The following is a 13,018-nucleotide window of genomic DNA, read 5'->3' as shown; positions in this document are numbered from 1 at the left end:
GGTCTCCAAAACTCATATGTTATCGTCAATAAGGATACAGCTCATAACAGTGTTAGTTGCTTTAATTGCGCTGATACTGGCTCAAGGTTTTGTGGCGAGAAAAAACCAAGAGGTTTTAAACGACGGGGTTGCGTCTGCGGCGAAAGCCGTTATTGATGTTGGTATAGTTAAAGAGCTAGAACGGGACGTTGTCGACCTTCAGCGCAATGTTTTAATCTTTAAAGAAAATGCAAGTAAGTCGGCCATTACGCGTTTTAGTCGCCTAATGGTAACTATCAACAGTAAACTCGATAAACTTGCGGAGGTGAGCGAAGGTGCTGAACAAAAAGGTAACAGCAATCAAATTCTCAATAGAATGAGAGAGCATTTGCTCGCTTATCAAGAAAACTTTTCTCAGGTTGTTGAGGCTCGCTCAGAAAGAGACAACCTTATCGATCAGGGCACCATGTCCGACATTACATTGCTAGGAAGTGAGCTTGATAAGGCTTTAGAAAAAGGGCAGATTTCCGCTGCTTTCGTAGATGATGCTAAGGTCATTCTTATACGTACAGAAAATGCGATGCTAAAATACTTGATGAAGCCTGACATGAAATTCATCCAGTCTTTTAATGATGCCATAGACGCTTTGAAACGCTTACCTTCCTCTGCCCCTCCTAAACTGCAACAACGCATCGAACGCGTTATGGATAGAATTAAAAACGACTTTTTTAAGCTGACGCAAATCACTCAAGGCAACCTTTTTCTGGTTAACGTTGTTATGGCAGGCTCTGCCAACGAATTTTTGTATTTGAGCGGAGAACTGGCGAAAAAGGTAAGTACCGACTCTGAGGTTATAACGCAGCGCACCTACCAAATAGCCGAAAGTACGCAACGCAATGGCGAGCTATTCTCTCTGTTTGCTATTTTACTTGCTTTGTCGGCGGCACTGTTTTCTACCTTGCGAATTCTTGGCCCTATCCGATCTATCACGGAAGTCTTCAACAAGCTCGCTCAGGGCATACAAATATCTAAAATTCCAGGCAGTAATCGAAAAGATGAAATTGGTAAGCTAGCGAAAGCCGCTCTCGTGTTTAGCGACAAAAACCGTGAGACAGAAAAGCTGCTCAATGAAGCGAGAACAATGAACTCTCAGTTGGAAAACTTAAATAAAGTTATCACTGAATCTAAAGTTAAAGCCGAGCAAGCTACCGCATCGAAAAGTATGTTTTTGGCTAATATGAGCCACGAAATTCGCACGCCTATGAATGGCATTATCGGGTTGATAGAACTAGCACAGCAGCAAGAGCTTTCCTCCACGGTAAGAGGTTATTTAGACAAAGCGGCGTACTCTGGGCAGATACTGTTAAGCGTAATTAACGACATCCTCGACTTTTCAAAAATTGAAGCGGGCAAACTTAAAATAGAAGAAGTGAGCTTTTCATTACACTCTCTTTTTGACAACTTGATTGCTGTAATTGCGTTACGAGCAAAAGAGAAGAATTTGTCGGTTCATTTTACGGTAAACCCTAAGATACCGCCTCAGGTTATTGGCGACCCTCTTCGTATAGCGCAAATTATCATGAACATTGGCAACAACGCTGTAAAATTCACCGAACAGGGCCGTATAGAAATTGAGTTTGACGGTAGCCTCAATGAGAAAGGAAACTTACTTAATCTCTCCATGAGAATAACCGACTCTGGCATCGGTATGAGCCCAGCGCAGCTAGATAGAATATTTAAGCCCTTTACTCAAGCTGACGGTTCAACCAATAGAAAGTACGGTGGTACGGGTTTAGGGCTTGCTATCGTAAGTCAGCTTACCGAACTCATGAACGGACGACTGGATGCAACGTCTACTATAGGTAAAGGAAGTACATTTGCAGTTGAGCTTCCCCTCCGAGCATTTAAAAACCAGCCTGGGGTATTACAAAACTCGCCTCAGCTTCCTAGTAACAGCCTGTATATTACTGAGTCACCATTACTTCCAGAGACTTACTGCACCCAAATTCAGCTCTCGACTATGTCATGCAAGCCAATAGATGAGGCTAAAAATGCCGCATCGCTCCCTGAACACATCATTGTCGATGTTCATGAGTTTAGCTTTTTTAGACAGAATATTAACTGGCTAAACAGTTTATTAGAAAGCGGAAAATCCGTGGGCTTGGTGATGGAAAGCGCAGGCAGTGCTCTGCAATCTAAATATGATTCACTTTGGAAGGGTCCCTTGATTATGCACCCCTTTACCCCGGCCCAATTCGAGCGTTTTGTTATTCAGGTTATATCGAAAGACGTTAGCTTTGAAGGCCAGCACTTTAAAGACGAGTCACTAATTACTTCACTTGAGGGGCACGTGCTGCTAGTTGAAGACAATAATATAAATCAGCTTGTCACTGGCGAGATGCTTACTAACCTTGGGCTAACCTTTGACATAGCAGAAGATGGCAAACAGGCCGTACAAAAAATAGAGAACTCGCCTCAATACGACCTCGTACTAATGGACGTACAAATGCCAGTTATGGACGGGTATGAAGCCACAACCGAGCTTCGAGAAAAGGGGTTTACAGCCTTACCCATTATCGGCCTTTCCGCTAACGCGATGAAAGAAGACAAGCAAAGCGCAATAAAGTCTGGCATGAACGACTATTTAACCAAACCTATAAAGCAAAAGTCCTTGATAGGCATGCTAAGGCAATATTTGGTTAAGATAGGCCATTAAATTGTCAACAAAAAAGGGCTACCTTTCGGTAGCCCTTTAATTTATATCGCTAAGTCCCGCTTAAGAGGCGACAATTAAAGCGCTTTGATTGTCTCGAACTGCTCTTTAAGTTTGGCTAGGGCTTTTTCACCTTCTTCCAACTTACCGCGTTCTTTTTCAATTACCGCTTCTGGCGCATTACTTACGAACTTCTCGTTACCTAACTTACCACGAGTGCGAGATACATCTTTCTCGATTTTCTCCATGGCTTTAGTAATACGCGCAAGCTCTGCGTCTTTGTCGATAAGCCCTGCCATAGGGATAAGAATTTCCATCTCACCCACAAGCGCTGTGGCACTCGCTGGCGCTTCTTCACCGTCTTTTAATATAGTTACGGTTTCAAGCTTAGAAAGCTTATCTAGGAACGCCTTAGCCGCATCAAGACGGCGAGCGTCTTCGTCGCTTACGTTCTTAAGCAGTGCGTTAAGCGGCTTGTTTGGCGAAATATCCATCTCACCACGGATATTACGAATACCCACGATAAACTTCTTCACCCACTCGATATCAGCAAGTACTTTGTCGTCTTGTTTAGCCGCATCAACTTCAGGGAATGCCTGAACCATAATGCTTGCTCCCTCTTCCACTTTAAGTGCACTTAGTGGCACAACGCGCTGCCAGATAGTGTCGGTGATAAACGGCATAAGCGGGTGCAATAAGCGAAGAAGGCTTTCAAGCACGTTGATAAGCGTATGACGGGTACCGCGCTTTTCAGCTTCGGTGCTGGCGTCATTGCTAAGCACAGGCTTAGTAAGCTCTAGATACCAGTCACAGAACTGGTTCCAAGTGAACTCGTAAACGGTTTGCGCAGCAATGTCGAAACGGTAGTCTTCAAGGGCCTTTTCAAACTCAACCAGGGTTTGTTGGAACTTAGCCCAAATCCAGCGATCGGCCATGCTAAGTACCATTTCGCCACCGTCACGACCTGTATCGTGCTCTTCTGTGTTCATCAATACAAAACGCGATGCATTCCAAATTTTATTACAGAAGTTGCGGTATCCTTCAACACGGGCCATATCAAAGTTGATATCGCGGCTGGTTGAGGCCATGGCTGCAAACGTAAAGCGTAGTGCATCTGTACCGTAGGCCTGAATACCATCAGGGAATTGCTTTCGAGTACGCTTAGCAATCTTCTCAGCAAGCTGAGGCTGCATCATGCCAGCAGTGCGTTTAGTGACTAGCGACTCAATATCAATACCGTCAATCAAATCGATTGGGTCAAGCACGTTGCCCTTCGACTTTGACATTTTATCGCCGTTCTCATCGCGGATAAGACCAGTAATGTAGATGTCTTTAAACGGAATTTTGCCAGTGAATTTCTTGGTCATCATGATCATTCTGGCCACCCAGAAGAAAATGATGTCAAAGCCGGTTACTAGCACTGAAGACGGTACAAAGGTTTCTAGATCTGGCGTTTCTTCTGGCCAGCCCATGGTCGCGAACGGCCATAGTGCGCTTGAGAACCAAGTATCTAATACATCGTCGTCTTGTGAAAGCGTTACGTCACTGCCAAGGCCGTGCTTTTCACGCACTTCTTCTTCAGTACGGCCAACAAAAACCTTGCCGTTTTCGTCGTACCACGCCGGAATGCGGTGTCCCCACCACAGCTGACGTGAAATACACCAGTCTTGAATGTTGTGCATCCACTGGTAGTAAGTCTTGTTCCAGTTCTCTGGCACAAAACGAATTTCGCCGCTTTCAACCGCTTCAATAGCAGGCTTAGCAAGAGACTCAACCGCTACATACCACTGGTCAGTAAGGTATGGCTCGATAACCGCGTTGGTTCTATCGCCACGCGGTACTTTAAGCTTATGCGGCTCAATCTTAACCAATGCGCCTTGTGCATCTAAATCAGCAACAATTTGCTTGCGGGCGTCGAAGCGATCTAAACCGCGATACGCTTCTGGCGCATCATCATTAATTTTCGCATCGTCGGTAAGAATGTTGATCATAGGTAGGTTATGACGCTTACCCATATCGTAGTCGTTGAAGTCGTGAGCAGGCGTAATTTTAACGCAACCTGTACCGAATTCTTGATCGACATAGTCATCGGCGATAACCGGAATTAAACGGCCAGTAATCGGCAGCTTAATTTCTTTGCCGATAAAATCTTGATAACGCTCGTCATCTGGGTGTACTGCAACCGCTGTGTCACCTAGCATGGTTTCAGGGCGCGTGGTTGCAACCACTAGCTCACCGCTACCATCCGCTAGCGGATAGCGCATGTGCCACATGTGGCCGTCTTCTTCTTCGTTTAGCACTTCAAGATCAGATACTGCAGTGTGAAGCACTGGATCCCAGTTAACCAAACGCTTACCGCGGTAAATAAGGCCTTCTTCGTGTAGTTTCACGAACACTTCAGTTACGGCTTTAGACAGGTCTTCGTCCATGGTGAACACTTCACGAGACCAGTCAGGAGACGTACCTAAACGGCGCATTTGACCAGTAATAGTACCACCGCTGTGCTCTTTCCATTCCCACACTTTTTTGATGAAGTCTTCGCGACCTAAATCGTGGCGAGTCTTGCCTTCAGCGTTAAGCTTACGCTCTACCACCATTTGGGTAGCAATACCGGCGTGGTCAGTACCCACTTGCCATAGCGTATTATCGCCCTTCATGCGGTGATAGCGAGTTAGGGCATCCATAATGGTTTGCTGGAAACCATGGCCCATGTGAAGGCTACCGGTAACGTTCGGCGGCGGAAGCAGAATACAATATGGGTCGCCGCTGCCTGAAGCTTTAAATAAACCCGCCTCTTCCCATGACTTATAGCATTGCTGCTCGATGGACTGCGGTTCGAAGGTTTTATCCATTACACACTCTCAAATTGAAGCTAAACGCGAATGACTTATGCAGATTTAAACTGCATGTTGCATCCAGCTTGCTGATAGTTTTTGTATCTTACCCGCGCAGCCTGTTTGGCGTTCTCGTTCACGGGTACAAAATCGATGATTTGACGATGCTGATTGGGTGAAGGCACCATACCGGAACCCACATTAACCACCATTTGTCGTCTGGCTACCTGCTCTGGCTGCCAACAAATTTCCACCGGCGTTCCCGACTGCGGCCCTTCACCATAAAGGTTATGGGGCACAAAGCGGTCTGCCGGCAGTTGCCATAACAATTCATCAACTTCTTCAGCTTGTGTCTGTGTATCACACAGCACGCTAATTTTTTGCTTATTAGCAAACGCTGAAGCAATGACTTCACTGGCGCGGCCTGCCACGCCATTGTCACTGCTGGTAAGTTGATAAAAAATCACTTGTGGCATAAATGATTAGTCCTCTAACTTGATATCAGCGCGGTTCATTAAGAACTGAGACAGCATAGGCACTGGACGGCCTGTTGCACCTTTGTTCTTACCACTGCGCCATGCCGTACCGGCAATATCAAGGTGAGCCCAGTTGTACTTCTTAGTGAAGCGAGACAAGAAACAACCCGCGGTGATAGATCCAGCTGGGCGTCCACCAAGGTTTGTCATATCTGCAAACGGGCTTTCAAGCTGCTCTTGGTAATCGTCCCATAGCGGTAAACGCCATGCGCGATCTGAACTTTGCTCTGATGCATTAAGTAGCTCGTGAGCTAGTGGGTTATGCGTGCTCATTACTGCTGTTGCGTGATGACCAAGCGCGATGATAGCCGCCCCCGTTAGGGTAGCTACATCAATCACTAACTCAGGCTCATAACGTTCAACGTAGGTTAGCGCGTCGCACAATACTAAACGCCCTTCAGCATCAGTATTAAGCACTTCTACGGTTTGGCCCGACATGGTCGTAAGAATGTCACCCGGACGGTAAGCTTTACCATCTGGCATGTTTTCACAGCCTGCAAGTACACCAATAACGTTAATGGGCAGGTTAAGCGCCGCGATAGTGTGCATAGTACCCAGTACGCCGGCAGCACCACCCATGTCGTACTTCATTTCATCCATGGCTTCGCCTGGCTTAATTGAAATACCGCCTGAATCGAAAGTAAGGCCTTTACCTACAAGCACAATTGGGGCTTGATCAGCTGGACCACCGCGATGATGCATAATACTCATCATGCTTTCATTTGCAGAACCACGGCCAACGGCAAGGTAAGACTGCATACCCAACTCTGCCATTTGAGTTTCATCTACCACTTCAGCGGTTACGCTGTCGTACTGGCTTGCTAATTCTTGTGCTTGCTGCCATAAATACGCTGGGTTACAGATGTTTGGCGGCATGTTAGCTACGTCTTTGGTTACTTTCGAACCACGAGCTACAGCTAAACCATGCTCAACCGCGCGCTCACCAACAGTAAGCTCGCGACGAGTAGGTACGTTGAATACAATTTTACGTAACGGGCGGCGAGGCTCGCCTTTCTTAGTTTTAAGCTGCATGAAGGTGTAAAGTGTATCTTCTGTCGCTTCTACAGCCTGACGCACTTTCCAATAGGTATCACGACCTTTAACGTGAAGCTCGGTTAAGAAACACACCGCTTCCATTGAGCCGGTTTCATTCAACGTTTGAATGGTTTTGGCGATTATATTTTTGTACTGGCGCTCGTCTAATTCGCGCTCTTTACCACAACCGACAAGAAGCACGCGCTCGCTTAGTACGTTTGGCACGTTGTGTAGCAACAACATTTGGCCCGCTTTACCTTCAAGGTCTCCACGGCGCAACAAGTTGCTGATATAACCTTCACTGATTTCGTCTAGTTGTTCAGCCACTGCCGTTAGGCGGCGCGGCTCGAAGACACCCACAACAATACATGCGCTGCGTTGTTTTTCAGGACTGCCACTTTTTACACTAAACTCCACGATATCACCTCGCTTTTCGTCGTTTATGGTTTGCACGATGACTAAAATCACGTAACGTTTCGCGCTGCTTTATGTTTTAATACGCAGCATAACTTTTTAGTTCGCTGCAATTCACGCTTAAAGACCTATTGAATATAGGTCAAATTTGCGTCAAAACACCATGCAAACGGTTTATGATTGCAGGCAAAACTTGTAAAAACGGTAAGTTTAAACAAAATTGTGCTTTCTTTCACTATAATTCCTAATTTTCCGGAAGGGCTGAGATGCTGATATTCCGCTATTTACTTAAGGAAACGCTGAAATCTCAGTTAGCGATTTTCTTTATCCTAATGGCAATTTTTGTCACCCTTCGATTTGTGCGCGTATTGGGCGACGCATCAGACGGTGATATCCCTGCTGGGCTAGTGCTTGGCTTCTTGGGTTTATACGCCCCTATTCTCTCTTCATTGGTGCTGCCCATAAGTGCTTATCTGGGTATTATGCTGGCACACGGCAGGCTGTATGTAGACAGTGAAATGACCGTTATGCGGGCTTGTGGTATCAGTGAATGGTACGTTACGCGGGTAATGCTGTTCTTGTCTGTACTTATCATGATAGTCACAGGCGCAATTACCCTTTATTTCGCGCCATTAGCTGCAGAGAACGAATACCAATTGCGGGAAAAAGCCCGCAATGAAGCTGGGCTTTCTGCCCTTATGCCAGGTAGATTCCAGCAAACCGGTAACGAGAAAGCGGTTATTTTTGTGCACGATGTAGATAGCAACGATAAGCTACAACGTGTGTTTTTATCGCAAAATCAAACGGATGACAGCGAAGGCGACGTGCGCGTTGTTTATGCGCAAACTGGTGAAGTGGCCAATAACCCTGACGGCACGCGAAACCTTGTATTAAAAGAAGGGGTACAGTACGAAGGTAAGCAATCGGAAAAGGCTTTCCGCAAAGTAGAGTTTGACGAATATCAAATTCAGATTGCCGATAAACCCGCCGACGAAACCCGTCGCAAGGTAAGCGTATTGCCCACCAGCGAGCTTTGGGAAGACGACAGTATTGAGGCCAGAGCCGAGCTTCAGTGGCGTATTGCCATACCGCTATCGATACCCTTTTTGGTGCTGATTGCTGTGCCGCTAAGCGCCGTAGATCCGCGCCAGGGTCGCTTTGGTAAAATGTTCCCGGCTATTCTGCTTTACTTAGGCTACTTCTTGCTACTACTTGCAAGTAGACGCGTACTAGAAGATGGAAAAATGCCGCCACAATTAGGCTTGTGGTGGGTACATACCATCATGTTGATCATTGGTGTCATGTTAATCGTGCGGGACAGAAAGACCGGCACAGAGCTGCGCGCTTGGATATTGGGGAAGAAGTAGATGTTTAAGATCCTCGATTTATATATCGCCCGTACGCTGTTAGGTACCATTACCGTTACGCTCAGTGTACTTATTGGCTTAAGTGCACTCATAAAGTTTGTAGAACAGCTACGTAAAATTGGCGAAGGCGACTACGACATGATGGTCGCCTTTATCTACGTTTTACTGAGTTTACCTCGCGACTTAGAGCAGTTTTTCCCTATGGCTACCCTGCTTGGGGGACTTATAGGCATGGGCGTACTGGCGAGTAACAGCGAACTGGTAGTAATGCAGGCCGCGGGCATGAGCCGCTGGAACATCATCAACTCAGCCATGAAATCCACCCTTGTAATGATTTTATTGGTAATGGCCGTTGGTGAATGGGTTACTCCCTACAGTGAAACCAAGGCAAAGCAAATAAGAACCGAAGCCATTTCAGGCGGTAGTTTATTTTCTTCCGATAAACTGGTGTGGGCAAAAGATGGCGACCGATTTGTAAGCATTGGTCAGGTACTAAGCCAAGACTCACTTAAAGACGTAAGCATTTTTAGCTTCAACCCTGACTTGTCTCTTGAAAGTATTACCTACGCGAAAAACAGTACCTTCGATGGCGATGGCTGGTGGTTGAGCGATGTTGAAGTGACCGAGTTTACTGAAACCAAAGTGTCGGCAGAAGAAAACGAGCGTATGCGATGGAATTCTACGCTAACCCCCGATAAGTTGGGAATTGTAGCGGTTAAGCCAGAAGCTTTATCTATTACTGGGCTGCTAGATTACGTAAATTATTTAGAAAACAACGACCAAGACCCCGCGCGCTACGAACTAGCGCTGTGGCGAAAAATCTTTCAGCCTGTATCAGTAGGTGTCATGCTTTTAATGGCACTGTCGTTCATCTTCGGCCCGCTACGTAGCGTTACTATGGGCGCAAGAGTGATTATGGGCGTGCTTACAGGCTTTGGCTTTTTCATACTTAATGAGGTATTCGGGCCAGTCAGTTTGGTATATCAGCTGCCGCCGTTTCTGTGCGCTTTACTGCCTAGTCTGCTGTTTGCTGCTGTCGCAGGTGTAATGCTTAAACGTTGATAAAACTATCTGTATTCGACTAATTTAACGTTCAAAGCTTATAAAAAAGAGGCATCTTGCAGCCTCTTTTTTAATACTTTTTTAGCGCCCTACTCGCTGTGTTTACCAACTTTTATGGTCGTTCGCTTCTTTGCTCAGCTTCAACACTTCTGTTTGTGCTAAGCGGTCTTGTAGTGATTGTTTATTTTTAAAATCAAACAAAACAAGCAAGGTCCCTAGACCGCCCAACGATGCGACAAGTCGAATAAACAAGCGTGGCCATGTCATAGGCTCTTCAACTGTACTGTAAATTCGTAACCGCCAAGCACGCATACCAAGCGTTTGCCCGCCCCTGCGCCAAAACCACAAGAAGAACCCAGCTATCCACAAGCCTACCCAAGTCTGAATCAGCAGTTTATAGCCAAAAGATGCCTGGATAAGATCTGCAGGTTCGGCATAACCTTGTAAATCAAGGGCACCGTTTTTCAACATAACCACCAGCGTTACGATCATCACCATGGCCGCACACATGCCTACAGCAGTAGCCACTAGCGTATCGTAAATCATTGCCAATAAACGTCTAACGAATCCAGCTCGCTGAAGCTCCGAACTATCAGATTCTGTGTTATTTGTGCTTAACTCATCCTTACTATTTAAGCGGTTAGGTGATGAGGGCTTCTTCTTAGCTTTTTTATCGTGACGCGCCACAAGTTTCTCTTTGCTTCAATAAATAACAATGCGTATTTTGACACAAGCCGCAGATAGCTTAAACAATATAAGTGACACTTACTGGCTTTTAATAAAGTTGTAACTACCCTATTTGTTCTAAAAAAATTTCCTGCCTTTTGCATCTAAGTGCCATAGTTAAGCGTTATTACAATTACAAACGGATGATGGAAGCAATTACGGTGACAAAAGTAACTTTAGTAAAAACACTTATAGCAAGTTCAATTGCGTTTAGCATTTCACCTGCGTTGGCATTAGACGACCCAGAGGGTGACGTAGAGCACATTCGGGTACGTGGTGATTCGTCGGTTAAAGACGGTGAATTTATCTCGGCCTCTCAGGGGTGGGTGTCGGGTGACACGCTAATTGAGCGCCCAATGTTACGAGCTGGTGAAATACTTGAATTTATCCCGGGCATGATGGTGACCCAGCACAGCGGTTCGGGTAAAGCTAACCAGTACTTTCTACGCGGGTTTAACCTTGACCATGGTACTGACTTCACGGTGAGTGTCGACGGCATGCCGGTAAACATGCGAAGTCATGGACACGGCCAAGGCTACAGTGATCTTAACTTCATCATTCCCGAATTTATCGACAACCTTAGCTATTTTAAAGGTACTTATTACGCCAACATTGGCGATTTTTCGAGTGCTGGTGGTGCGTTCTTCAACTTGCGAGACTCCCTTGAACAGAACCAATTGTTCCTAGGCCTAGGTGAATATGGATTCAAGCGCGCTGTGGCACTAAACCATTTTGAGGCAGGAGAAAGCCGTGTCGTTACCGGGCTAGAATATCAAACTTATGACGGCCCGTGGACTGACGTAGACGAAGACGTAAAAAAGAAAAACGCACATATCCGTTATATTACGCCCTTGCTAGACGGCCAACTTACTGTAACTGGAATGGCTTACGACAACAGCTGGAATGGCGCTGATCAAGTTCCAGAGCGCGCTATTCAAAGCGGCTTAATAGACCGTCTTGGCTCTATCGATACTCAAGTTGGCGGTGAATCCTCTCGGTATAGTTTATCTGCAAACTACACCAGTGATACATGGAATGCTTCGCTTTATGTCATAGATACCGAACTTAGTTTGTTCTCTAATTTTACCTATTTCCTTGATAACCCTGTTCGAGGCGATCAGTTCGAACAAGCTGACGACAGAAAAATATACGGTGGCGAAATATTCACTACCCTGCCTTTAGCCATTACCGATGGAAGCAGTATTACCCTTGGCGGCCAGTGGCGTTTTGATGATATCGATAATGTAGGCTTGTATCGCACCCAAAACTTAGCCCGCTTTGGCACTGTCCGAGAAGACGAGATAGACAGCAATAGCTATGCACTTTTTGCTCAGTCAAACATTGTATTAAGTGATGCACTTAGTTTGTCATTAGGTGGTCGATACGATTATTTAGACGTTGATGTAACCAGTAATCTGGATGCAAATTCAGGTAATGAAAGCGATGGCTTGTTTACATTAAAGGCGGGCTTGAAATACAGCTTATCCGAACAACTCACCACGTTTGCCAATATTGGTCAGGGCTTTCACTCTAACGATGCTCGAGGAGCAACCATTAGCATAGACCCGGTAAGCGGTGATGCTACCGAACCAGCGCCTTTACTAGTAAAAAGCCTTGGCTATGAGGCGGGTGTTAATTATACCGATAATAAGACGTACAACGTATCCGCTGCCTTATGGCGCTTAGAGCTTGATAGCGAACTGGTTTACGTGGGCGACGCCGGTTTTACCGAGGCCAGCCGCCCCTCTGAACGACATGGCATTGAAGTGAGTGCCTACTATTGGATTAGCCACCACCTTACAACTGACATAGAAGCTGCATGGACAAAAGCGAGATTCAGCGACCGTGTTGAAGGCGAAGGCCGTCACATTGATGGCACAGTGCCTGGAGTAGTGAGCGCAGGCTTAACCTATTACCAGCAGAGTAATCAATTGGGGTTCAGTTACACATTGAGAGGTCGCTATTTAAGCTCTAGAACCGTTGAAAGCTTCGATGAAATTTCACCACCTTCAACATTTTTGTTGAATGCGCAGGTTGCTTATCGCCAGCCCTCATGGGACGTAACGCTGGAAGTATTAAACGTGCTGGATAGTGACGATCACGATATTGATTATTTCTATGCATCGCGTTTACCGGATGAACCTGAAGAAGGCATTGAAGATTTGCATTACCACCCAGTTGAACCAAGAAACGTGCGCCTTACACTCTCGTTGAAGTACTAATAATGTACGTGGCCCTTTAGCCTAAAGCTTTGAAGCGTTTGCTCAGAAAGCGTGCTACTTTAATAAAGCAGATAAATGGTAAGTTTCTAACAAAAAAAAAGAATATGGCACTGCCAACATTCAAGATGTA

The 13,018-nt window shown here is 45.8% G+C and carries 8 protein-coding genes; 4 read left to right on the top strand and 4 right to left on the bottom strand.

Annotation, left to right across the window (positions count from 1 at the left end; all coding sequences use genetic code 11):
• The first annotated feature begins 16 nt into the window (after positions 1-16).
• Positions 17-2,695, top strand: coding sequence for an ATP-binding protein (locus V7R55_RS00660; protein ID WP_334056473.1), 2,679 nt, complete (start codon positions 17-19; stop codon positions 2,693-2,695).
• 74 nt (positions 2,696-2,769) lie between these two features.
• Here V7R55_RS00660 and V7R55_RS00655 read toward each other — a convergent pair whose 3' ends face one another.
• The 3 genes from V7R55_RS00655 to pepA are packed head-to-tail and all read right to left on the bottom strand — an operon-like array spanning position 2,770 to position 7,514.
• On the bottom strand, positions 2,770-5,544 hold the full coding sequence (locus tag V7R55_RS00655) for a valine--tRNA ligase (protein WP_334056470.1): 2,775 nt from the start codon (positions 5,542-5,544) through the stop codon (positions 2,770-2,772).
• Positions 5,545-5,579: 35 nt separating this feature from the next.
• The gene (locus V7R55_RS00650) at positions 5,580-6,002 is read right to left on the bottom strand and encodes a DNA polymerase III subunit chi (RefSeq protein ID WP_334056468.1); all 423 of its coding nucleotides are present in this window, start codon (positions 6,000-6,002) and stop codon (positions 5,580-5,582) included.
• A 6-nt stretch (positions 6,003-6,008) separates the two neighbouring features.
• Entirely contained in the window at positions 6,009-7,514 is a 1,506-nt protein-coding gene (gene pepA, locus V7R55_RS00645) for a leucyl aminopeptidase (RefSeq protein WP_071817605.1), read from the bottom strand.
• Between the two features lie 263 nt (positions 7,515-7,777).
• On the opposite strand from pepA, the gene lptF reads away from it, so the two are divergent.
• Both lptF and lptG read left to right on the top strand, forming a co-directional pair.
• On the top strand, positions 7,778-8,878 hold the full coding sequence (gene lptF / locus V7R55_RS00640; RefSeq protein ID WP_334056464.1) for an LPS export ABC transporter permease LptF: 1,101 nt from the start codon (positions 7,778-7,780) through the stop codon (positions 8,876-8,878).
• Positions 8,879-9,940, top strand: a complete 1,062-nt coding sequence (lptG, locus tag V7R55_RS00635) for an LPS export ABC transporter permease LptG (RefSeq protein WP_334056462.1) — start codon at positions 8,879-8,881, stop codon at positions 9,938-9,940.
• Positions 9,941-10,042: 102 nt separating this feature from the next.
• On the opposite strand, the gene V7R55_RS00630 is transcribed toward lptG, so the two are convergent.
• On the bottom strand, positions 10,043-10,627 hold the full coding sequence (locus V7R55_RS00630; RefSeq protein ID WP_334056461.1) for an RDD family protein: 585 nt from the start codon (positions 10,625-10,627) through the stop codon (positions 10,043-10,045).
• 185 nt (positions 10,628-10,812) lie between these two features.
• On the opposite strand from V7R55_RS00630, the gene V7R55_RS00625 reads away from it, so the two are divergent.
• Positions 10,813-12,888 carry a TonB-dependent receptor gene (locus tag V7R55_RS00625; protein WP_334057122.1) on the top strand — a complete coding sequence of 692 codons (2,076 nt, stop codon included), beginning with the start codon at positions 10,813-10,815 and terminating at the stop codon, positions 12,886-12,888.
• Positions 12,889-13,018: the final 130 nt, after the last annotated feature.

This window comes from Alteromonas sp. S005, from assembly GCF_036864475.1.
Classification (GTDB): Bacteria; Pseudomonadota; Gammaproteobacteria; order Enterobacterales; family Alteromonadaceae; genus Alteromonas.
This window is presented reverse-complemented; position numbering and strand designations above follow the sequence as displayed.